The organism is Paenibacillus sp. FSL R5-0341 (genome assembly GCF_037975235.1).
GTDB classification, from domain to species: Bacteria; Bacillota; Bacilli; order Paenibacillales; family Paenibacillaceae; genus Paenibacillus; species Paenibacillus amylolyticus_A.
Map to the genome: position 1 here is coordinate 3,550,358 of NZ_CP150241.1, position 23,741 is coordinate 3,574,098.

Below are 23,741 nucleotides of genomic sequence, written 5' to 3' on the forward strand. Positions count from 1 at the left end.
ATTCACAGTATTTATGTCTTGTTCTCTTGTCTTTATTTCTATATTTCTAAAAATATCTAATTATAATCAGAAAGAGGTTATGTTTCCATGTCTTCTACGTTTAAAATCTATGTTCTTGCCTTGGTCAGTTTCCTTGTAGGAACGTCCGAATATGTCATTGCCGGCATTTTGGATCGCATTGCAGATACCATGAATATCTCTTTAATCGCTGCCGGACAGCTCATTACGATTTTTTCACTCGTATATGCGCTAGGTACACCTGTCATTATTGCACTGACTTCGCGCTGGGACCGTCGTAAGCTGTTGCTATACTTCCTCGGTCTATTCGTTGTGGCTAATGTTCTTGCCTATCTGTTGCCGGGTTATGGACTGTTCGTCGCAGCACGTGTCTTGATGGCTTTAGGCGCGGGCGTTGTTGTTGTCACGGCATTAACGGTTGCTTCCCAAATAGCGGCTGAGGGCAAACAAGCTAGTGCAATCGCCACAGTAATCACTGGTTTTACGGCTTCTTTGATTGTTGGCGTTCCGCTTGGAAGGCTTGTGGCTGCATCTTGGGATTGGAAGCTTGTTTTTGCCGGCATAGCCGTTCTTGGCGTTCTCGCCATGCTGGTGATCGCGGCCGCCATTCCGCCTTCCAAAGCAGAAGCACCTGTTCCATTGAAGAACCAACTGTCTTTGCTAAAGCAGCCACGAATTGTTTTGGCACTGCTGGTGACCTTTTTCTGGTTAGGTGGGTATTCCACTGCCTACACGTATATCTCACCTTATCTTGTATCCGTCGCAGGAATGAGCGAAGCACTGCTCAGTTCAGCTTTACTCGCATTTGGCATAGCAAGTCTGATCGGTTCAAAAGTTGGAGGCTTCAGTGCGGACAGATTGGGTGTCAAACGAACGCTGGTCACAGGCATGACACTGCATATCGTGAGTCTGGTCCTGTTGAATATAACGGCAAGCTCTCATCTTGCTATCTTCCTAGTTCTGGTTTTGTGGTCTTTTGCCGCCTGGTCTTCGGGTCCAACTCAGCAGTATAACCTTGTCACCATGGCTCCGGAATCCTCAGGCATTATGCTTAGTCTGAACAGCTCGGTGATGCAACTGGCGATGGCTGCCGGAGCAGGTATTGGCGGAATCGCGGTCAGTAGCGTTTCATTGTCATCCATTACCTGGATTGGAGCTGTCGGGGTCGCTGTTGCCATCATCATCGTTATAAGCTCATATCGTTCAGCACCTGCGAAAAGTACACAAACCGATACATCGCATAACGTTGCCTGATATGAGTTTGTAGTACAAAAAAACAAACTAAAAAGAGAGGCACTGTACGCATACAGTGACCTCTCTTTAACCATTTTAACGGCTGTTCTTTTACCGATAAGCAGAACTCTTATTGGGCTGTAACGGCACCATCAATCGGATATACTGCACCATTGATATATGGCGCTTCATCACCCAGTAGGAAGGAAACCAGGTTCGCGATCTCTTCTGGTCTGCCCAGACGTCCAGATGGAATGCTGTCAACGGTCGCCTTGAACACTTCAGGGTTGTCTTTACCGAACTGAACAACCATAGGTGTCTCAATGGTACCTGGCGCAATCGCATTTACACGAATGTTGTCCTTGCCATATTCAATCGCAGCTGTACGGGTCAAGCCCACCACGCCATGTTTGGTCGCAGCGTAAGGTGCAACTGCGGGTACACCAACAATACCGGCTGTGGAGGCTGTGTTCAGAATGGAACCCCCACCTGTTTTGAGCATTTCTGTAATCACGTACTTCAACCCGTAGAATACACTTCTCAGGTTGATATCAATAATCTGGTCAAACTGCTCGATTGTATGTTCGATTAACTTGATCCCAGGACCTGCAATACCTGCATTATTAAAGAACATGTCGATTCGTCCGAACTCTTCGACTGCTTTTTTCACGTAATTCTCAACTTCAGGTGCTTTACTCACATCTGCTTGTACAAAAATGGCTTTACTTCCCAGCTTCTCAATCTGCTTAACCGTTTCAAGGCCTGTCTCTTCGACAAGATCCACGACAACAATGGTTGCACCTTTCTCAGCCAGCTTCAGTGCTGCTGCTTGGCCCAATCCACTTCCTGCTCCAGTAATAATGGCTACTTTTCCTGCGTGACTCATGTTGATCTCCTCCATGTGTGTGTGTCATCTTGTGATTGGATCGATGAATACGATATGAAACTTCGTACATGTAATGATGCAATATGTAAGTCAAAAATGGCATAAAACCTTCCTGACTTTACCTATTCTAATAGACTTTCGACATAAAAACAATTCATATAATATGGATTCATACTATATCATATATCACACATTCAGCACGAAGTTGGAGGAGTAGACAACAATAATGACTTCTGCCTGCTCCTCCTTTGGATGCTAGACGCTATTTACGTCGATTATCTTAACAACTTCACACGGTGCAACTCCGCTTATCGAAGCACCTATCTTAGCAAATTCGTTTTGGCCAATTCAATTATCTCGTCTCCGCGTCCATTCAGCACGGCTTTCATCATCCATAGCGTGAATCCTTCCGCCTGTTTGATATCGATCTTCGGAGGTAAGGACAATTCCTGACGATTCACCACCACGTCAATCAGCACAGGACCATCATGCTGAAGCGCACGCTGCACAGCCCCTTCCAGTTCATCCGGATCCTCAACCCGAATACCTTCCATGCCCATGGCTTGAGCACCCATCGCAAAGTTAGGATTCACAAGCTCTGTTCCCGACTCTAGGAATCCGGCAGCTTTCATCTCCAGCTCAACAAAACCGAGTGCTCCATTATTAAACACTACAACTTTAATTGGCAGATTATGCTGTTTCAATGTCAACAGATCACCCATCAACATCGTAATACCACCATCACCGGACAACGAGATGACTTGTCTGCCCGGATCAGCGACCTGGGCGCCAATCGCCTGTGGCAAAGCGTTTGCCATCGTACCGTGACTGAATGAACCGAGCAGTCTGCGATTGCGAGACATCTCGATATAACGTGCCGCCCATACTGTCGGAGTACCGACATCACAGGTGAAGATTGCATTTTCTGCTGCGGCATCACTAATGACCTTGGTCAGGTACTGCGGATGGATGGGCTTTTTACCCGGTTTGCCAACGGCCAGCTCGTCCAGATCTTTGCGTACTTTCACATAACGGTCCACACTTTTACGCAGATGTTTGTCACTGTGTTCTTCTGTCAGATAAGGAAGCAACGTTTCAATGGTCGCTTTCACATCCCCACATACGCCATAATCCAGCTTCGTGCGCCGACCCAGATGGGAAGATTGAATGTCGACCTGAAGGACTTTCGCATCTTCGGGATAGAATTGACGATATGGGAAATCCGTTCCCAGCATCAGTAGTACATCACAGTCCATCATGGCATGATAACCGGATGAATACCCGATTAGACCCGTAAGGCCTACGGAATAGGGGTTGTCATACTCCAAATATTCCTTGCCTCGTAACGCAATGACCATTGGAGATTTTAACCGATCGCAGAGCTGCATGAGGGGTTCTCGAGCGCCCGCGCAGCCTGCACCGCACAACAACGTAATTTTTTTACCTTGATTCAGATATTCCGCCAGTTTCACGATTTCCGGCTCAGATGGATGTACCACGGGATTGGTCGCATGATACACATGCTCAGGCACAGGCAGATCCGCTGCTTCAAGTCCTGCTACATCCCCCGGCAATACAACGACAGACACACCTGAACGTGCGACTGCTGTCTGGATGGCCATCGTGAGGGAACGCGGCATCTGTTTCGCTGTCGTAATCACTTCACAGTAATCACTGCATTCCTGGAACAGATACTCGGGATGTGTCGCCTGGAAATATTCACTGCCAATCTCATCACTTGGGATATGTGCAGCGATAGCGAGTACAGGAACACGGTTGCGGTGACAATCGTACAGACCGTTAATCAGATGCATGTTACCAGGGCCACTGCTACCAGCGCAGACAGCGATACTACCACTGACCTCAGCGTCTGCCCCAGCAGCAAATGCCGCCACTTCTTCATGTCGTACATGAATCCACTCGATCTTGCCCGAACGACGGATGGAGTCGAGTACTGCATTCAAGGAGTCTCCCACAATGCCATATATGCGTTTGATGCCAGCGTTCAATAAAGATTCAACCAGAACGTCCGCGACTGTTTTTTTCATAATTGATGGGTCTCCTTTAATTGCTCATTTTGATTATGTTTCCACTCTGGTAATATACCTATTCTTATACCCCAATCTTCTCAAACCCGAACCAAATTATATGTATCTCTGGATATATGAAACGAAAAGCCTGCCCTTCAATCGTTATTTTACTGTTAGCAAAATGCCAAAAAATCCGCTTGTCGAATGACAAACGGATTACGATTAAACTAGATTGATTCGTATTTCATCTGAATTCCTGAATCCACAGAGTACTCTAAATGGCAGGCATAACATTACCACCACTTACAGGGATATAGGCACCCGTGATAAATGAGGACAGATCCGAAGCGAGAAAAACCACCGCATTGGCGATTTCCTGATCTTCACCCCTGCGCTTCAGCGGCACAGTACGCGTATATGCCTCATCATGCCCAGGCTCACTGGAGCGATCACGTTCACTAATCGTCCATCCAGGTGCAACCTGGTTCACGGTAATCTGATACTCGCCAACCTCTTTGGCAAGCACTCGATATACACCATCCATTCCACGCTTACCAGCGGTGTAAGCAGACTGGTGAGCGAAATTTTGCATCGCACATTCTGTATTGATGCCAATGAAGCGACCGGCTCTGACGTTTTGCATATGAGGAATGAAAGCTTTGGCAAGATATACACTCTGCATGACACAAGATTCGAACTGGCTCAAATAATCTTCAGGCGACTGCTCCAACACTGTTGTCCATTCATATTGAATGACCGCATTGGCAACAACGATATCCACTCCGCCGAGGACAGACTGAATCTCATCACGCATCCGAAATGCCGTATCCTGCTTCGTAATATCTCCCTGTACAATAACAGCCTGACGACCGAGTGCTTCAATCTCACCCTGAAGCTCACGAGCCTTCGTATCATTATTTATGTAATGTAGAGCCAGATTGGCGCCACAGGCTGCCAACGTGCGGGCAATTACTCTCCCCAGTTGACCGGTTGCGCCTGTAACCAGAGCCGTTTTTCCTGTGAGATCCAATTGCATAACAGCGAATACCTCCTTAAATTCATTTCACCGAAAACGATTTCGACTTTGTCTGTTTCTCAACACGAATTGACTTCATCTAGAGGGATATACAGCATTATTCAATGCTGTATATGTCAGTTCAAACTTAGATCCTCTATGAGGTATGATTATTTATCATGTTGAATGAGATCAATTTCCTGGAAGCGACTGACTTCCTTTTCCCAACGCTCTTCTACATATTGACGGTGAACCGGATGATTGTTGTATGCATCATACGCAGCCTGATCGGCAAAGACCATCGAGAAGCTATAATCGAACTCATTTTTCTCACTTACCTGTCTCAGAACCTGAAACTGCTCTACGCCAGGAATGACTGCAAGTGCGTCTGAACTTTCCTTCAAAAAGGCTTCCGCCTCCGGTGTATCCTTACCTGCGTAAAGTGTAAACGTTACCATATGTGTGATGCTGCTCATCTCTATTTCCTCCTCCAATATGTTCTTACTCTGTTTCCTAGTGTACATCCGAATGTGTTGTAAGCGCAATAATTGGTTGAATTAATTTTTAATGAAGTGGATATTTCTAGTCACAAATATTAATTTCAAGTAAAATTCAAAAGCCTTTACCCTGAATATGTACACAAAAAAACCTCAGGACGAATCCCGAGGTTTTCTTGTAATGTATGGTCAAACTATTTGTTGATGTTGTATTTACGGTTAAATTTATCAACACGGCCACCGATATCCACGTTTCTTTGTTTACCAGTGAAGAACGGGTGGGATGCGGAACTAGTGTCCACACGGATTACTGGGTAAGAGTTACCGTCTTCCCATTCCATAGTTTCGTTAGAGAACTTCGTGGAAGAACTCAGGAATTTGAAATCAGCACTTGCATCGTAAAAAATTACGAGTTGTGTCTTTGGATGGATGTCAACTTTTGGCATAATCTATTTACACTCCTTTAATATGGGTACTTCTTTAGAATCAAACTAAATTTTATTATACTCTTTTTTTGTACAAAGTACCAGCAGGATTTGAGGAATAGCTAAAAAAATTATGATTTCTGTGATTTTTGCACCCAATCAGGTGTCACGCCGTCCCTTTCTCCAGTACATTCAGCATGTACTCCAGTGCCTCCAGCTCATCCCTGCCTCTTGTCTGTAATCTGACAACACTACCATATCGAATGGGAAGTAACGCCATTCCAAGCAGGCTTTTGACATCTACTCGATGTTCATGCTCAGACTCCATATACGACAAAATAATATCCGAGGAAAAACGTGACGCTTGAGAAGATACCGACATCAGATCATCCCGATGAAAATCAGCGTGAATCATAAATTCATGTACTCTCACAACCTTCAGTTCCTTTCGCTAAGTACTTGTTCACCTAAAAGGTGTGTATCATTTTATATATTAAAATCTTCATGAATTATACCATGTTATGGGAGCTTGTCTATCCCTTTATTTTCCGAAAAAAAATCACAAAAGAGTCCTGAACTCCAGGACTCTCCGAGTATGGTTCTATCTGCCGTTCGGATATACCATGACCTTCAGACTGCCACTCTTATTGTGCAAAGCACGCTCCATCGCCTGCTGTGTCTCCTCCAGAGAATAACGATCTGTAATCAGAGACATCACGTCATGCTGGCCGGAGCTCAGGAACTGAATTCCTGCCGGATACGTGTTGGCATAACGGAATATACCATAGATATCAACTTCATTGTCTGCGATAAAGGGAACATTAAGTGCAATCTCGTCCTGTGCCGGCAGGCCAACAATCGCAAGCTTGCCTCCACGTCGAAGTGAATACAGAGCGGATTGTAGCGCCTTCGGATTCCCCGCTGTTTCCCATGCGGTATCGACACCCACACCACCTGTTAACTCACGAATCACAGCCAGCGCATCTTCATTCCGCACATTAATGGTATGGGTGGCACCCATGCGGCGAGCCGCTTCCAGCCTAACTTCCTCCAGATCCGTTACGATGATCTTCTCTACGCCAAATGATTTTGCAGCCGCAACAGCCATCAGTCCAACGGGCCCCATCCCCATAATCGCAAGAGTCGAACCCGGAGCCAGCTTGCTCCGGCGAGCTGCGTGAATCCCAACGGAGAATGGCTCGTTCATGGCCGCTTCCTCATAGGACAGATGGTCTGGAATCGGGAACACCATATCTTCACGTATCACCATATATTGCACAAATGCCCCGTCCACCGGAGGGGTCGCCAGAAACTGAACATCCGGACAGAGATTATATCGACCTTCCTTGCATGCTGTGCAACGTCCGCAAGTCACCCCAGGTTCAATAGCAACCCGATCCCCTGTTTTCAAACGTGATACGCTCGATCCCACAGCAGCAATGATCCCCGCACACTCATGTCCCAGAATGATCGGTTTCTCCACCACAAATCTGCCGATGCGTCCATGCTCAAAATAATGCACATCCGATCCGCATACCCCTACAGCCATCACTTGAATTAACACCTCATCTGCAGCCGGTTGCGGGACGGGTTGTTCCTCAATAATGATATGTCCTGGCTCTGTCATGACAGCAGCTTTCATGGTCTCGGGCAATTGATGTTGTCCCATACCTATCTCCTCCTCATGTATGTCCATGCTGTCTATTTTACATCAAAAAAAACAAGGTATCTTCTTTTTCATATCACCAAGTTCATCCGCATTCGCAATTCCACTCAATAAATTGTTCGACCCTGTTCATCCGCAATGCCGCTCTTGCGATAGAAGTACGTATTGATCATGTCCCGCCATTCCTTCGCATGTTCGGCCTGATTCTCCTGTAATGAAGCAACTTTGCTGAAGATAACTGGGTCCACTTTTCCCTCCAGCTGTCTCCATGTATCGGCTAACACCTCTGCCTGCGCGGCACCTTCAAAGTGTGTATCATAAATATGCTGAATGACTGTCTTACCCGAATGCAGAACATGAGTGTACGGCACGTAATGGAAAAATAAGATCAACTCATCCGGACAGGTGTCCAAGGACTCATAACGATCAGCATTCTCAGGGTGATACTGCGAGGTATACCCTGTTCCGCTCTTCACGGTTCGATCTACACCAATGCCGTGACAATCGGCAAAGTGATACGTTCCCCATTTGGAATACTCGTACCCATCTACATTTGGCCCATAATGATGCTCCGGGTTAACCATCCAGCCTACACCGAGAGGTGCAGTATAATTTTCATAGATATCTAGCGAATTCAAAAGCATACCCGTAACCTGCCGCACGACTTCATCTTCATGTCCAAACGTCAGTCTCACCCACTCATCGGCAATCTCTTCTGTGGACAACTCCGGATTCCACGCAAGTCTGCCATATCCATACAGATTCGCCTGCGCGAGCGGATGTCCTGTCCAGCAAGCATCTGCACCAATATTGGATACTGCGGCGAAGCCACTATAAGGTCGTTTATACAGAGAACCATCCGCGATTCGCTTGATCTCTGAACCTTCGCCTTTGGCGTAAGTGTCGAAGTCCAATACTTCTTTCCACTGGGGAACCAGATAACACAGATGACGCTGCTGCCCGGTATACTCTTGCGTAATCTGAAACTCAATGACCTGATTCGTATTTTCCATGGCGCCGAAGAGCGGGGATACCGCTTCTCTCACCTGAAAGTCCATCGGCCCGTTCTTAATCTGCAAAATGACATTGTCGGCAAACCGCCCATCCAGCGGCGTAAAGTGGTCATACGCTGCCCGCGCACGGTCTGTGGAGCGATCCCGCCAGTCCTGCTTGCAGTTATAGACGAAGCAACGCCAGATCACCAAGCCACCGAATGGCCGAAGCGCTTCGGCCAGCATGTTCGCACCATCGGCATGATCCCGGTTATACGTGAACGGCCCTGGACGATTCTCCGAGTCTGCCTTGATCAGGTATCCGCCAAAATCCGGAATGGCTGCATACACCTTGGCCGTTTGAATGTTCCACCATTCCCGGACCTGCGCATCCAGCGGATCTGCCGTATGCAAACCACCAATCTCAATTGGACTAGCGTAGTTGGCGCTCAGGAATAGTCGAATACCATACGCTCTGAATTCAGCGGCAACCTTCGCAACATCACCAAGATAACGTTCCGTTAGAAACAGGCTCTCACGGCGGTGTACATTTACGTTGTTGATCGATATGGCATTGATACCCGTCGAAGCAAGCAAGCGTGCATAATCTCTGATGCGTTCCAAGTCCAGTGTGAATTCCCCGTTATCGTAGAAAATCGAGTCCCCAGCGTAACCCCGTTCAATGCTGCCGTCCACGTTATCCCACTGATTAATCATTCGTAGCGCATTGGTTGGCTGCTCGGCAATAAAACTCCACTTGTTTGCAGCTTCTTCCGCTTCGCTTGCAATTTTTGGATCAAGTGTCAGCTCCCGAAGCAGATGGAATGCACCATACAGCACTCCTTGGGGAGTCTCTGATCCAATGACCAGTACACCTTCTGCCTCGTCCTTGCGAAGGATATACCCTTCCCCTTGCACAGCAGAACGCTCGGTTTCGCTAAACGCTTCGGCCACAGAATGGCTTCCAGCCCATGTACCAATTCGTATTGCAGGAGCATGCTCGTTCCGCTCACTAGCCTGAGAAGCAGTCAGCTGACTGACCGTGGGTTTCACGCCATACAACTTCTCCAGTCCCAGTGAAAGCTCGGTCAGGGCTGTCGTAATGATCTGATGGTTTTCTTCGGCCAAGATCAGCCTGCTCCAGAGTGGAGCCGTCTTCTTGGCAAAGCCATTCTCTCCTGACAATGTGGAGTGGTACCCCAGCCATGCATCGTATTGTGGACCTGACAGACCAGATTGAACGACAGACTGGCTCATTGTACCGCCTCCTTGCTGGCATAGATCTGCGCAAGTTGATTTCCTTTGCCTTCGAGTAGCCATAGAATGGACGTTACACCACGCGGATAATACTTGCTGCCAACCGCCACACCAGACAGGATCTGGTCACTCCAGCACCAGTAGGATTCTTCCGGATGCAGCAGCCAGTTTACATGAGCCGCATCTGCTGCCTTGCCTGTCTCATCCCATTCCACACCCAGCAGTTCTCTAGTGATAAATTGGGACAGATAGATTTTGCTCAGCCACGAGTTATTGCTTGTTGAGGACAGTTTCCAACCACCATCTTCGAACAGACATGTTCCCGGTACAAGAACCGTTTTCAGATGGGTTTGGAGTGCCTTCAAGTAAGGTCCAAAACGACCATTCACATCCAGTGCTGCTTCACAGCCTGTAAAGTAAGGGAACACCAGACCTTCAATCGCCGGAATAATTCGGGAATCATTATTTTCTGCAATCACAGCCGGAATGTAGCCACCATCAGTCAACTGTGCAGCGATACTGGCGGCGCAGCGATCGGCTTGAAGCCCTGCTTGATGTGACAGATCCGCCAACTTCTCAGTCGCGAACAACTTCTCCAAGGCAACATAGACCGCCCAGCATTTGCCCGCCAGATAGATATTATTGCGAGACTGTCCAAGTGACACATCCAGGCTGTCATAGGTTGTAATCTCGGCTCCACCTTGGGTACGGCTGCTATCCAGGCCCATCAGACCGTTACGCTGTTCTGCATCGGGATGGTCCCGATTAAGCATGCTGTCGAAGCAATCCCGAATAACAGGCAGCATGTCTTTCACAAAAGCTTGATTCTGTGTCTGTTCGATATATACCGTCGCACAGCAGAGCCAGTTCACCAGTTCTTCATGGCTCATCTGTGAGAAGCAGTCATCGATGCCCACTAGCTCATATGCCGAGTATCCGGGGCGTGAGAACACATTGGCTACACCAATGTCATGAGTAAACGTAATTCCGCCCGGATATAACTTCTCTTCCCCCGGAAAACGAACCTGATCCGTATAACTGTACCGTTTTACAAACCACTCCAGCTCATTCCGCACCGTCCAGGGATTCAAGGCAAGCTCGAAGTACAACTGATCAGCCGTCAGATCAAGTGTGTTCATCATCCGATACTCCCCTTCGTTCACCACCCAGAGTGGCTCGCCATCGGCATCCAGCAGTTGAGTACTGGCATAATAGCTATGAATGGAATGAGCAAGCATGAATGATTGATCTTCACTCAGAGCAGCCGTTCCAAGGCGCTGTTCAACCTCTTCACAGGATGCGGTCAACTCACTGAAACGTTGAAGTGCATACTCTCCTGCGGCCTGGATATCAGCAAAATACCGCGTATACCAATACGTCGTGTCCATTCCGGTCGTCACAATACCCCCACGATAGAAACATACTGCGAATTGATATGTACGTTTCTGTCCAGCCGGTACCTCCATTAGTAATGCCGCAGTTCCGCCAAGTCCAAAAGCCAGATTCTCCCGATGCTTCTCCTGTAGCAGCTTCTCCAACGTAAACCCGCGCGCAGGCCATAGTCCATCATCTGCTGACATAATGGCTGTAAGCCGACCTTGTCCAACACCTGTGATGGAGCCACCTTCTGGTCCTCCAATCAAACGCATCGCAGAGTATGGATCATTGCCCTGATAGCCAAAGTAAGCTTTGCGAGATTGTTGACCTTGCGTGTTGTCAATCGTCATTTCCACCAATACGGCAGGTACGAGTGCATCCATTAAGGCTTCACGATCTCCACTCGTTGGATCAGGTACTGGACGTACAGGCGAGTAGATCCGGAACGTCAGATCTCCCGCAGTCCACGTATCCGTACCTGAGGTGAATTCACGTGTAATATCTTCATCACGAAAAGCCGTAATAAGAGGTTGTAGAACCTTTGACGCAGTCGTCGACGAGGCCGTGTCCCCCTTTACCTCCATATCTACGGATGTCTGTGCCTGATCCCCATTCTCTAACTTCTCTACATCATAGCGGCTACTCTCATCCTCGGAAGCTTCATAAAAAGGAAGTGCCTGATAATACTCTCCATCGCGAGATTGTAATCCAATATATACATTCTGATCAGCCGGCTTGCCGAGTTCCAGACCCAGCCCGCCCTTGGCTCCTTTGTAACCCAGTGTAAAACTCGCAAAAGCACCAATCGGTGCGTGATGTGCATTATAAAAGATGGATTTGGATGTGCTCATGAATCATAACCCCTCTCAGAATGGTATGCATACGTTTTCATTAGCCCCATCCTAACATGTGGTTCCATCTCAGACCATGATCAAATCAATCGGATATTTACCCAAATCAAGCTGATAGACTATAATAAATTAAAGCGGTTACAAAACTATTCCATTTGATATAAGGGGGATCTTCCATGTCTTCAACGTATTTGCCTCCCGATTTGGGAGAAAGTGTCCATGAAGTTTTTTATCCAGATGTGCAAACAACGGTCAATCTGTTCGCCATTCATTTGCGAAGTGTCGGTACAGACTGGGATTACCCGGCGCATGAGCACCCTCAATATGAATTAAACTATGTCACGGAAGGCGAGCAACGCATGATGGTGAACGGTACACTGTATATTCAAAAGGCTGGCGAACTGCTTTTGATTCCTCCGGGCAGCATTCATTCAAGCCAAAGCCATAACGGCAAAGGATTCACGTATTTTTGCATGCATTTTGATATTGATGATCAGTTGTTCTTATCGTTGCTGGCCCGCATCAAACAAGTGCGATTCACTGCGGATAGTCCGGTTACGCAGCAGATCGAGCCCGTTTTGCGCAAATTGATGTCATCCGCGGATGATGAAGCAGCAAGTACGATGATGCAGCGAATGCAGCTGCAATCTGCAGTATTCGAACTATTCGGCCATCTGTGGGAGGCGGTCTCGCAGGAGGCAGCGCAATGGTTTACGGAAGGACACGAGAAGATCGAACTCGCCCATCGGATTCGCAATCGATTGCAAGGACTGATGAGTCAGCAATTCAAACAGGGACACGAATCGGAAGGACACTATGGCATTGATGATATTGCAGCAGAGCTGGGCATCAGTTCTTCTCACTGTAATCGTGTCTTCAAGCAGGTATTCGGTCAGTCTCCCCGCGCTGTATTGTCTCAGTTGGTTCTGCATGAAGCGAAGCTTCTCCTTGGCAATCCGAAGCTGTCTGTTCAAAATATTGCAGTCATGCTGGGGTACAAGGATATTGCCCATTTCAGTCGTCAATTCAAGCGCTGGTCCGGCATGTCGCCATCCCGTTACCGACAGGAACAGCCTGCTTTGGATTAAAGTCCAGTAGCAGGCTGTTGGGCTTAATTCAACATTTCGCTTGATTCGATTCAAGAGGTTCTCTGTATTTATATAAGGGTTATTTCAACAAACGCTTAATCAACTTCAGCTTGTTATCATACGGTGGATACAGAATCGGCAGATTCAATTTGGTGCTTTTTTTCAGAACACTTTTGAGATGGGAGAAGGTCTCGAAACTATACTGCCCATGATACGAGCCAACACCAGAATGACCAACACCGCCAAATGGCAGACGCGGATTCGCTACATGCGTAATGGTATCGTTAATGCAGCCGCCTCCAAATGAAACTTCGCGCAGCACTTTGTCCTGAACTTGGGTGTCAGAAGTAAACAGATACAAGGCGAGCGGTTTTGGCCGTTTTACGATCTCTGTAATGGCTTCATCCAGGTTACGATAACTGATGATCGGTAGAATCGGTCCAAAAATCTCATCTTCCATCGTCGCTGCATCCCAGGACTCCGCATCAATCAAAGTAGGTTCAATGAATCGATCTTCCTCATCCGAAGCTCCCCCGTAGATCACTTTGGCCTTATCCCGTTCTATCAGAGTCGTCAGACGTTTAAAATGACCCTTGTTGACGATTCGCCCATAGTCCTTGTTGTGCTGAATATCCGAACCAAAGAAGGACACGATCGCTGCTTTCATCTCCGTAATTAACGGTTCCTTCACGCGCTCATGCACGAGTAAATAATCAGGTGCAATACAGGTCTGTCCTGTATTGAGCAATTTTCCCCATATGATGCGCTCCGCAGCTACTTTGATATCGGCCTGTTCATCCACGATGACTGGGCTCTTGCCGCCAAGTTCCAACGTAACGGGAACCAGATTTTTGGCAGCTGCCTCCATTACAATCTTGCCAACCGGTACACTGCCTGTAAAAAAGATATAGTCAAACGGCGCGTTAATCAGCGCGGTCGTTGTGTCTTTGGCACCGTCAAGTACCTGTACGTATGACGGTTCGAACACGGTCGCGATCATTTCACGGACAACAGCGGACACCGCAGGTGTATTCTCTGACGCTTTGAGTACGGCTGTGTTGCCTGCCGCAATCGCACCTACCAATGGTTCGATTAAGAGTTGAAAAGGATAATTAAATGGTCCGATGATCAGAACCGTCCCGTAGGGTTCGGGTATGATATAACTTTTCGAACCCAGGAGTGCCATTTGCGTTTTGACTTTAACGGGTTTCACCCATTTCTTCACTTTACGAATGGTGTGTGTAATGCTGTCCATCATGAATCCGATCTCGGTCGTGTAGGATTCGAACTCACTTTTTCCCAAATCCTGATAGAGGGCTTCTGTCAGTCTGGTCTCGTACTTTTGAATCGCCTGCTTCAGTTGGGTCAGACGGGCAATTCGGGCTTCTGCCGATCGTGTTGCCCCGGAACGAAAGAACTGTCGTTGCTGCTCCAAAATCTGTTCAACTTCCTGACTGGTTACTTCCTGTATAGTTGTTGTCATATTTACATACTCCTCTATTTATTATTGATCAAGTGTTTAAACTCACGAACCTATAAGACACATGCAAAAGCATGTTTGATCACCATTAATCTACAGACACTCTTCTTCCAAAGCAGCTACCAGTTCCTTCAGCAGTTCTACCGATGCATTCAATGAAGCCGAATAATAGCGCTGTGTGCCCTTCTGTTCCACAGATATAAGCCCCTTCTCTAACAACAGCTTAAGATGATGAGATATCGCTGGCCGGGATAAGCTGGATTGTTCGGTAATTTCATTCACCGTCATTCTGCCCTTCTCGGTAAGTGTCAGCAAAATGGCTTGACGATGGTTGTCACTTAATACTTGAAATAACGGGATACAGGTTTGAAAAACGCTAATCGCTTTTTGTCCCATGGTGTTCACCTCTGTACTATTCTTCGTATATTATTCTCTATCCGATATCTGTTGGTTTAAACATTCGAACCTAATGATTGAATTGTACTCTCTACTCCTTTGAACTGCAAGTAAATCATCAAATAAATTCAATACAATGACGATAAAGCGCTTCCATACTACCATACAAGTATGGTAGTATGTCAATGAAGGAGTTGAAGTTGTGGAATATACCCCAAAGTTATCATCCAAAGCCGGCTTGTCGCCTGCTGCGAACAGTCTATCTTCTATGAACAAGCAATCTTACTCGACACGAGATGCCGTATATGTCACGCTGAAGCAGCTCATTTTGAACCTGAAAATGCCTCCGGGAACAGCCATTTCCGAGAAGGAAATTTCGCTGGAGTTCCAGGTCAGCCGGACACCGGTTCGAGAAAGTTTTGTAAGGCTTGCTCAAGAAGGTCTGCTGGAAGTGTATCCACAGCGTGGCACATACGTCTCTCTAATCCAGCTCGATCTGGTTGAGGAAGCAAGGTTCATGCGAGAACAACTCGAACGAGCCGTGATCAGACTTGCCTGCGAGCATTTTCCGGATGAACAGATGATGGCACTTGAACAGAATCTTGCCCGTCAACAGGAATGCAGGGTCAATCCGGATGATGAACGAATGTTCCAATTGGATGAGGAATTCCATAGCACTCTTTTTGCAGGCTGTAACAAAAGTAACACCTGGACTGTCATCCAGCAGATGAATGTGCATTTGAATCGCAGTCGCATGCTTCGCCTGTCCTCGGATCACCAGTGGGATCACCTGATCGAACAGCACAGGTCCATGGTCCAGGCTATACAAGAGCATAATGCCCTGACGGCAGAGCGACTGATGCAGGAACACCTGCATTTAACTGTCACCGATTTGGCTGTCCTGCAGGATACATATCCATCCTATTTTCAATGACTGAATTCTTCTTACTACTATTCATGATGAGGTGAACGTGATGAGAATGGTGTTTCGCTGGTTTGGCGAAGGCAATGATACGGTAACACTGGATCACATCCGGCAGATTCCGGGTGTTGAAGGTATTGTGTGGGCGCTGCACGATGTTCCTGCTGGCGAGGAATGGCCGATGGACAAAATACTCGCTGTCAAAGTGGCAGCAGACAAGGCCGGTTTACATCTGGATGTCGTTGAGAGTGTGAACATCCATGAGGATATCAAGTTGGGCCTCCCATCAAGGGATAAATACATTGCGAACTATATTAAAACGATGGAGAAACTGGCTCAGGTGGGTGTGAAGGTCATCTGCTACAACTTTATGCCGATCTTCGACTGGCTTCGCACGGATATGCACAAGGAAATGGAGGATGGCTCAACGGCCCTCTTCTATGAGCACAGTAAACTCGCAAATATAGAACCCCTGGAACTGGTTCGACGCATTACAGAGAACTCAGCACTTACCATGCCAGGTTGGGAACCGGAACGATTGCAGTATTTAACCGGACTGTTTGAAGCATACAAGGATGTAACTGAGGAACATATGTGGGAGCACGCGCGTTACTTCCTGCAAGAGATTATTCCTACAGCGGAACGGCTGGGGATTCGAATGGCGATCCATCCGGATGACCCGCCATGGCCGATCTTTGGATTACCGAAGATTATTACGAGTCAGGAGAATGTTCGCAAATATCTTAATCTTTATGATAGCCCTTACAATAGCGTGACGCTGTGCAGTGGCTCCCTTGGAGCGAATGCCGACAATGACATTATCGGAATGATTCACGAGTTCAAGGACCGGATTCCATTTGCCCATATTCGTAATGTTAAAATCTACGATAACGGCGACTTTATCGAAACCTCACACCGCAGTCAGGATGGCAGTGTTGATATTGCAGGGGTTGTTGAGGCTTATCACGATATTGGTTATGAAGGTTATGCAAGACCCGACCATGGTCGTCATCTCTGGGGGGAACAATGCCGACCTGGCTATGGACTCTATGACCGGGCTTTGGGGATCATGTATCTCTGGGGCGTCTGGGATTCCCTGCAAAGGAGGGCAAAAGCATGAGTGAACACATATATGAACGCTCATCTCGCCTTGAAGGCAGAACGGCTGTAATCACTGGAGGTGCTGGAGTATTATGCCGCTCCATGGCGGAAGAACTTGCTCGGCATGGTGCAAGTGTAGCCATCCTGAACCGCACCGTGTCCAAGGGTCAGGAAGTTGTAGCTACGATTGAAGCTGCCGGTGGCCGAGCGATTGCTATTGCTTGTGATGTAACCCAGGCCGATAGTATGCAGGCGGCGGCAGATGCTGTGCTGGAACAGTTTGGACCCTGTGATATTCTCATTAATGGCGCGGGTGGTAATAACGCCAGTGCCAACACTACGAATGAAATTTTCAGATTGGAAGATCTGGAACAGAGCGACGTCACTACGTTTTTCGATGTGAGTGTAGAGGGATTTCGGCAGGTCATGGATCTGAATTTTGTCGGTTCCCTCATCCCAACGCAGATCTTTGCAAAACATATGATTGAGCGTGATGTTCCGGCAACGGTCATTAATATTTCTTCCATGAGCGCCCCATCGCCCATGACGAAAGTTCCTGCGTACAGTGCTGCCAAGGCAGCGATTAACAACTTTACGCAATGGCTCGCCGTTCATCTGGCTGAATCCGGTATTCGTGTCAACGCCATTGCACCGGGGTTCTTCTTGACTGAACAAAATCGCAATCTATTGCTGCAACCAGATGGCTCACCTACGGAACGTTCCAGTAAAATCATTGCGCATACTCCTATGCGCCGCTTCGGCAAACCGGAGGATCTGCTGGGCACATTGATGTGGCTTGCGGATGAAAGACAATCCGGCTTCGTCACAGGCACAGTCATTCCCGTAGATGGCGGATTTATGGCGTATTCTGGTGTTTAATGATTTCTTACACAGACACTCCGATGAAAGAACAACCTTCCAATCGCTGTTATCCCAGATTTTAACGATTCACTTCTCCAAAGGAGAAATCCGGGGATAAAGGCGAGCGCTTCGCTTTTTCAGGTTTTTTCTTTCCTCTCCGTTACGTGTAAATGAATCAGTTCAACTAATATAGGTATTTAATGAAACCGAAGCTTGGGATACTTACCCAGGTTTCGGTTTTTGGCGTTCAAGCATAAGATCCTCCAGCGTAGGAAAAGCTTGTTATAATACGTGTTCAAAAGCAAACTTTTTAAACAACCTCTTATAGAGCTATGGTGAAATAAAGGAAGGTGATACATATATGATGGAAGAAACATGGGTTGTTGCCGTACGGTCTATTATTGCCTTTCTGACCCTGATCATCTATACAAGGGTGCTGGGCAAGCAGCAGATGGGTAACTTGACGTATTTTGATTATATTAACGGCATTACAATCGGTTCCATTGCGGGTACGTTTGCAACTGATCTCTCCTCCAAGGCGTGGATTCATTTTGTGGCCTTGACCATTTTCACAATCATTACGATCATCTTTCAGTATATTACACTGAAAAATCGTACCATCTCCAAACTGATGGACTCTGATCCCACATTGATCATCCAGAACGGTAAAATTCTTGAACAGAACCTGAGTAAAATGCGAGTCAAATTTGACGAATTGACCATGATGCTGCGCCAGAAGGATGTATTTGATATCACGACACTGGATTACGCCATTCTGGAGCCGGATGGCAGCCTCTCGGTTGTTTTAAAACCCGAGAATCAACCGGTAACCGCGAAAGACATGCATATGCACCCGCCCAAGAGCAAGCTGATGACCGAGATTATCATTGATGGCCTGCTGATTAAGCAAAATCTGGAGGAAAGAAACAAAGATACGAACTGGCTCAGTGAGCAGCTGAAAAAGCAAAACATCACGATACAGGATATCGCTTTTGCCGCCATATTACCCAATGACAAATTGTATGTGGACCTGTTCAAGGATAAGATCACCGAAAAAATCGATATGGGCGATTATGAGGGGCCTTTCTAAACTCTTTACATCAAGGAGGCGGTTGAATGAAAACGCGTTTCTGGCTGCTATATGTGCTTCCGATCTTCCTCATTCTTGTGTTCGTTGCCATTATGGCTAGCGGAGCTTTTCTCAAAAAGCCCTTTGGCACCGATGATCGTTTGCTTGAATCTATACAAACATTAGAGAAACAGGTTGAGGGTAAAAAATGGACTGAAGCCACGTCTCAAGTTAATTACGCAATGAAGGCCTGGGATAAAATCGTAAACCGTATTCAGTTCAGTGTAGAGCGTGAAACGATATATGATATTCTGGGCACCCTTGCTCGGATCAAGGGCGGCGTTGCGGCAGAGGATGATAAGGCGATTATGGAAGAGATTTATTACTTTTATGTGCTATGGGATAATCTTGGAGATTAGGTTCAATATCTTTAATATCAGACTTCAATATCAGATGTACGTCCAAAATTAAAAGGCACTCTCCTTTCATGAAGAAAGGAAGTGCCTTTTTTGCTTTGTATACCTTTATAAACATTACGCTCTTCGTAATCCCCGAGACCGTGACGATCGCGAAGTGCCTTCTTTGCGGAAAAAGAGAGTCAGCGCTCTGTTTGCACACCACAGTGCAAATAGAGCAAATAGTGTGCCCCAGAACAGCGCGGGAAGGAATGTCTGCTGAGCGAGATTCGCTGCATCCCCTGCCCGTGAAGGCTGAGTCCAGGACATAAATCCAACGTATACAGCACTAACGACTGACTCTTCCAGCGTAAGAAACGCTAGTAGCAGATAATAGAACTTCACGATCTTGGCACCAAATATCATAATGACCACATTCAGGACGATGAACCCGGTCAGCCATAACATGCCGAACTCCCCTCTTACATATAACAGGAGTGACACCAGAGCTACAGCCGTCATAATCCCAAGTCCCCACATATGCAAGCCTTTGCGGTATAAGTAGAACAATAACCAGGCGAACAGTGATGCACTGATATATCCAGCCAGAGAAACCAGGATCGATCTGCCTGGAGTCAGCATGGATGAATAGGTCACGCCGCTATGATCAGCGTACAATTCTATCCGCAGCACTTTACCGGACAATACCAGTGTCATTAGTGCATGACCGAATTCGTGAATCATCGTGTCCAGGTTACGGAACAAGGACGAGAATGGAATAAATCGTGTTAGAAAGACGGAGCCTAGCAGAAACAGTATCGTTTTGACCCACTTATTCAATCGTGCCATACCTCCTTTACTTTCAAGTAAACAAGCCTATCCTTTATACTACGCTTTTTTCACTCGATTCGTTTCGGCTTCCAAACTGTAGGGCGCAGTGCTCCATCCACCAGCAGAAGCTTCGATTGTGTCCAATGAAAAAAGAAGAGAGATCATAGCGGCCCTTTTCGGCCTCTAGCGTAACGAGCAGTCGATTCCGCATCCGACGGAGAGCATAGTGTACGAATTGATCTGCAACCTCACTTTGTATCAGGGTAACATAAGCATAAAGGGAATGATCGACAGGTTCATCGAGCGGACTCACCCCTGCACATGAAAATTCCGTCCTCACGCCCGCACTCTGAAGTATGGACAATGCCTTCGCAAGTTCAGCATCGACTTCAACACCATTCCAAATCACTGTTCTCTTCGCGGATACCGTATGTTTGTCACGTTCCGTCCATTGCATCAGCTCGAGCTTGCGCCGTCTCCACAGATGGGCAGGCTGTTCACTTAACAGCACTTCATGCTCCTCATTTAAATTCATCTAATGCGTCCTCCTGTTTTCCTTGATCCGGTCACCTTATCAACAAAGAGAGAGCACATCCCTGTGCTCTCTGCTTGGCAAAAGGCAAAGGAATGGAACTCCATTCCTCAGCATGTTGTATTATTGTACCTTTTTCGGTGAAAGGCATCAAATCGATCTTTTATTATTCGTTCAGCGCCAGTTTCAGAGCCTCCAAATTTTGTCTCATCACGCTAATGTAGTCCATACCCGCCGCGATCTCTTCTTCGGTGAGTCCCTCAATCGGATTTAATACAGCCGTTTTGGCTCCCACTTCACTTGCGATCGTCTCAGACACTTTGGATGAAACCAGTGTTTCGAAGAAAATGGTCTTCACCTGATGCTCTTTCGCAAAATCAATGACAGATGCCATCTGTGCTGCCGAAGGTTCTTGCTCAGGAGACAATCCTGCGATGGGCACCTGTTGCAATCCATATTCCTGTGCAAGGTAACCAAATGCAGCGTGTTGTGTGATGAAATCCTTGCGCTTGCTATCCGTCACAGCCGCTTTGAAGTCCTGATCCAGTGACTCAAGTTGAGCAACGTAGGCATCTGCATTCTGCTTGAACTGTTCAGCATGTTCCGGGGCAGCCTGTGCCAATCCCGCTTCAATATTGCGTACTTCCTTTACAGCCAATGCAGGTGACAGCCATACATGGGGATCAAGTCCACCGTGATCGTGATCATGTGCTTCTGCCTCGGCGTCATGATCGTGGTCGTGTTCTTCAGTAGTCGCTTCATCCGCATGTTCGTGATCATGTGCTTCTGTAGTCGCTTCATTCGCATGGTCATGATCGTGGTCATGTTCTGTTGCCTCTGAATCTTCATGATGGTGATCATGCTCTCCACCTTCAAGCAGGTTGATGCCCTTGCTTGCTTCCACCTGAATGAGCGAAGCGTTGCTTAGACTTCCGGTGACCTGATCAATCCATGATTCCATACCCGCACCGTTGTATACAAGTACGTCCGCTTTTTCAATGCTGGCAATATCTTGTGGTGTGGGCTCCCAATCATGAGGCTCCATTCCTGCTGGAACGAGTGTATGCACATCGGCCAGATCACCTGCCACATTTTTGGTGAACTCATACATCGGGTAGAAGCTGACCTGCACGTTTAATTTTGCGGTTTCCGTCTCGACTGGAACGGAATTGCCTGTCGAAGCTGTATTTGCATCAGAAGCGGATTTTTGTCCGCAGCCTGCGACGATAAGTGTGAGACTGAACAACAATCCGAGCGTAGCTTTTTTACTGAATTTCATGTGATGTATTCCTCCTAGAATGGTTAACCAAGATGACGTGCTGTGATTTCGTTTCTTTGCGGTGACGCTTGCGGTTATATCGTGCAATCAGCTTTTGCGCTGATATTCCAGTCAATAGGATGACCAACAGGATAAGTGCAATTGTTCCTCCCGGTGGTGTATTTAGATGATAAGATGTGGTGAGTCCGCTAAAAATACCGATTAAACCTGTAATTACCGCGACAATAATCGCTGCTGCAAAACTGCGAGACACTCTTAGTGCCAAGGCAGCAGGCAATACAATGAGAGCAGAAACCAGCAACACACCGACGATCGGCATGGCTGAAGCTACCGTCATTCCTGTGAGAATGGCAAATGCAAACGATAAACCTCTTACCCGAACGCCTCCAATGGAAGCAGTCTCTTCATCGAACGTAAAGCTATACAACGGTCTTCGGAGCAGGATGAAAAAAAGTAAACCTATGACACATACTCCTGCCATCATCCACAACTGTATATCGCTAACCGCGACAATAGATCCGAATAAGTATGAGCTGAATGTCTTGGACAGATTGGTTTTGAGACTCATCAACACTACAGCAAGAGCCAGCCCCGAAGTCATGATGATTGCCACAGGTACCTCGCTATAGGTTCGGTAACTTCGCCGCAGTTGTTCAACCAGTAATGCACCGATGATTGCAATAGCGAATCCGCAGATCACCGGATTAAGATTCATGACCGAACCGAGTGCAACCCCTGCGAGTGAGACATGGGATAACGTGTCTGCCATAAGGACCTGCCGCCTGAGCATCAGATAGACCCCGAGAATTGGAGCGATGACTCCAATCAGTCCACCTGCCCAGAAGGCACGTTGCATGAATTCGTACTCAAACACTGCCATTCCTCACTTTCTTGCCGCTCCAAAGTAATCGTTCGATCCAATCGATTCCCCATTTCTTCCAGTCCATGAGTAACCATAATAATCGTTATCCCATGAGCATCAACATAGTGGCGCATCAGATTGTAAAATCCTTCACGGCTGTGGCGGTCCATTCCCGTTGTTGGCTCATCCAGTACCAGAATCTGCGGTTGCCCAGCCATAGCTCTTGCAATACAGATCCGCTGCTTCTGACCACCTGACAGCTCACCGACTCGTGTATTCCGATATTCCCACATGCCAACTTCCCGCAGACTGCGTTCAACGATGGCATCCTGCTCTGGTGTGAATCTGCGGAATAATCCCAGCCTGGTGTAACAGCCGGACCGGACCAGTTCATTCACCGTACTGGGAAATCCACTATTGAACGATGCCACCTGCTGGGGCACATAACCGATATTGGACTTATTCCCACGTTTCAACTGCGGATTCATATGTATCGTGCCGCTCCAGGGCTTCAATAGCCCCAGCAGCAGCTTTAACAGGGTCGTTTTGGCAGAACCATTGGGACCTGTGATGCCTATGAACTCTCCCACATGGATATCCAGCGACAGTTGATCAATGACCGGCTCTTTGCCATATCCAAATACAACATCACGCATGGAGGATAATATCATGCCTCTC

At 47.2% G+C, this 23,741-nt stretch carries 23 protein-coding genes; 7 read left to right on the forward strand and 16 right to left on the reverse strand.

Annotated elements, in window-relative coordinates; all coding sequences use genetic code 11:
- Nucleotides 1-87: 87 nt before the first annotated feature.
- Nucleotides 88-1,272: an MFS transporter gene (locus tag MKX75_RS15805; RefSeq protein WP_076331668.1), complete on the forward strand. Its 1,185-nt coding sequence runs from the start codon at nt 88-90 to the stop codon at nt 1,270-1,272.
- Between the two features lie 109 nt (nt 1,273-1,381).
- Here the strand turns inward: MKX75_RS15805 and MKX75_RS15810 are convergent, their stop codons facing one another.
- From MKX75_RS15810 to MKX75_RS15850, 9 genes are all read right to left on the reverse strand, one after another.
- Nucleotides 1,382-2,137, reverse strand: coding sequence for an SDR family NAD(P)-dependent oxidoreductase (locus MKX75_RS15810; protein ID WP_076331667.1), 756 nt, complete (start codon nt 2,135-2,137; stop codon nt 1,382-1,384).
- Between the two features lie 320 nt (nt 2,138-2,457).
- A complete protein-coding gene (gene poxB, locus MKX75_RS15815; protein ID WP_339165953.1) occupies nt 2,458-4,185 on the reverse strand; it encodes a ubiquinone-dependent pyruvate dehydrogenase in 1,728 nt (575 codons plus the stop codon).
- A gap of 256 nt (nt 4,186-4,441) precedes the next feature.
- Complete coding sequence (locus MKX75_RS15820; protein WP_076331665.1) at nt 4,442-5,203, reverse strand: SDR family oxidoreductase; 762 nt, start codon at nt 5,201-5,203, stop codon at nt 4,442-4,444.
- A 149-nt stretch (nt 5,204-5,352) separates the two neighbouring features.
- On the reverse strand, nt 5,353-5,658 hold the full coding sequence (locus MKX75_RS15825; RefSeq protein ID WP_076331664.1) for a Dabb family protein: 306 nt from the start codon (nt 5,656-5,658) through the stop codon (nt 5,353-5,355).
- A 215-nt stretch (nt 5,659-5,873) separates the two neighbouring features.
- On the reverse strand, nt 5,874-6,125 hold the full coding sequence (locus MKX75_RS15830) for a type B 50S ribosomal protein L31 (protein WP_062834756.1): 252 nt from the start codon (nt 6,123-6,125) through the stop codon (nt 5,874-5,876).
- Nucleotides 6,126-6,270: 145 nt separating this feature from the next.
- On the reverse strand, nt 6,271-6,519 hold the full coding sequence (locus MKX75_RS15835) for an HPr family phosphocarrier protein (RefSeq protein WP_017688214.1): 249 nt from the start codon (nt 6,517-6,519) through the stop codon (nt 6,271-6,273).
- A gap of 186 nt (nt 6,520-6,705) precedes the next feature.
- Nucleotides 6,706-7,773 carry an NAD(P)-dependent alcohol dehydrogenase gene (locus tag MKX75_RS15840; RefSeq protein WP_076331663.1) on the reverse strand — a complete coding sequence of 356 codons (1,068 nt, stop codon included), beginning with the start codon at nt 7,771-7,773 and terminating at the stop codon, nt 6,706-6,708.
- Between the two features lie 104 nt (nt 7,774-7,877).
- A complete protein-coding gene (locus MKX75_RS15845; RefSeq protein WP_076331662.1) occupies nt 7,878-10,019 on the reverse strand; it encodes an alpha-glucuronidase family glycosyl hydrolase in 2,142 nt (713 codons plus the stop codon).
- The gene (locus MKX75_RS15850; RefSeq protein ID WP_076331661.1) at nt 10,016-12,247 is read right to left on the reverse strand and encodes a glycoside hydrolase family 52 protein; all 2,232 of its coding nucleotides are present in this window, start codon (nt 12,245-12,247) and stop codon (nt 10,016-10,018) included. The genes MKX75_RS15845 and MKX75_RS15850 overlap by 4 nt, the downstream gene beginning before the upstream one ends.
- Before the next feature lie 176 nt (nt 12,248-12,423).
- On the opposite strand from MKX75_RS15850, the gene MKX75_RS15855 reads away from it, so the two are divergent.
- Nucleotides 12,424-13,335, forward strand: coding sequence for an AraC family transcriptional regulator (locus MKX75_RS15855; protein WP_076331660.1), 912 nt, complete (start codon nt 12,424-12,426; stop codon nt 13,333-13,335).
- Nucleotides 13,336-13,414: 79 nt separating this feature from the next.
- Here the strand turns inward: MKX75_RS15855 and MKX75_RS15860 are convergent, their stop codons facing one another.
- Nucleotides 13,415-14,818: an aldehyde dehydrogenase gene (locus tag MKX75_RS15860; protein WP_339165954.1), complete on the reverse strand. Its 1,404-nt coding sequence runs from the start codon at nt 14,816-14,818 to the stop codon at nt 13,415-13,417.
- 90 nt (nt 14,819-14,908) lie between these two features.
- Nucleotides 14,909-15,211, reverse strand: a complete 303-nt coding sequence (locus MKX75_RS15865) for a metalloregulator ArsR/SmtB family transcription factor (protein ID WP_076331658.1) — start codon at nt 15,209-15,211, stop codon at nt 14,909-14,911.
- 268 nt (nt 15,212-15,479) lie between these two features.
- Here MKX75_RS15865 and MKX75_RS15870 point away from each other — a divergent pair, with 268 nt between their 5' ends.
- The 5 genes from MKX75_RS15870 (at nt 15,480) to MKX75_RS15890 (ending at nt 19,583) form a co-directional block, all read left to right on the forward strand.
- Nucleotides 15,480-16,145 carry a GntR family transcriptional regulator gene (locus tag MKX75_RS15870; protein WP_339170492.1) on the forward strand — a complete coding sequence of 222 codons (666 nt, stop codon included), beginning with the start codon at nt 15,480-15,482 and terminating at the stop codon, nt 16,143-16,145.
- A 40-nt stretch (nt 16,146-16,185) separates the two neighbouring features.
- A complete protein-coding gene (gene uxuA, locus MKX75_RS15875; RefSeq protein WP_062834763.1) occupies nt 16,186-17,253 on the forward strand; it encodes a mannonate dehydratase in 1,068 nt (355 codons plus the stop codon).
- A complete protein-coding gene (locus MKX75_RS15880) occupies nt 17,250-18,113 on the forward strand; it encodes an SDR family oxidoreductase (protein ID WP_339165955.1) in 864 nt (287 codons plus the stop codon). Before uxuA ends, MKX75_RS15880 begins: the two co-directional genes overlap by 4 nt.
- Nucleotides 18,114-18,456: 343 nt before the next feature.
- Complete coding sequence (locus tag MKX75_RS15885; RefSeq protein WP_062834765.1) at nt 18,457-19,185, forward strand: DUF421 domain-containing protein; 729 nt, start codon at nt 18,457-18,459, stop codon at nt 19,183-19,185.
- A 26-nt stretch (nt 19,186-19,211) separates the two neighbouring features.
- A complete protein-coding gene (locus tag MKX75_RS15890; RefSeq protein WP_062834766.1) occupies nt 19,212-19,583 on the forward strand; it encodes a DUF4363 family protein in 372 nt (123 codons plus the stop codon).
- 114 nt (nt 19,584-19,697) lie between these two features.
- Here MKX75_RS15890 and MKX75_RS15895 read toward each other — a convergent pair whose 3' ends face one another.
- The 5 genes from MKX75_RS15895 to MKX75_RS15915 form a co-directional block, all read right to left on the reverse strand.
- Nucleotides 19,698-20,399, reverse strand: coding sequence for a M50 family metallopeptidase (locus MKX75_RS15895; protein WP_062834767.1), 702 nt, complete (start codon nt 20,397-20,399; stop codon nt 19,698-19,700).
- A 43-nt stretch (nt 20,400-20,442) separates the two neighbouring features.
- The gene (locus tag MKX75_RS15900) at nt 20,443-20,925 is read right to left on the reverse strand and encodes a hypothetical protein (RefSeq protein WP_062834768.1); all 483 of its coding nucleotides are present in this window, start codon (nt 20,923-20,925) and stop codon (nt 20,443-20,445) included.
- Nucleotides 20,926-21,088: 163 nt separating this feature from the next.
- Nucleotides 21,089-22,201: a zinc ABC transporter substrate-binding protein gene (locus MKX75_RS15905; RefSeq protein ID WP_339165956.1), complete on the reverse strand. Its 1,113-nt coding sequence runs from the start codon at nt 22,199-22,201 to the stop codon at nt 21,089-21,091.
- Nucleotides 22,188-23,081, reverse strand: coding sequence for a metal ABC transporter permease (locus tag MKX75_RS15910; RefSeq protein WP_339165957.1), 894 nt, complete (start codon nt 23,079-23,081; stop codon nt 22,188-22,190). Before MKX75_RS15910 ends, MKX75_RS15905 begins: the two co-directional genes overlap by 14 nt.
- A complete protein-coding gene (locus tag MKX75_RS15915; RefSeq protein WP_339165958.1) occupies nt 23,027-23,734 on the reverse strand; it encodes a metal ABC transporter ATP-binding protein in 708 nt (235 codons plus the stop codon). The genes MKX75_RS15910 and MKX75_RS15915 overlap by 55 nt, the downstream gene beginning before the upstream one ends.
- Between the last annotated feature and the right edge of the window lie 7 nt (nt 23,735-23,741).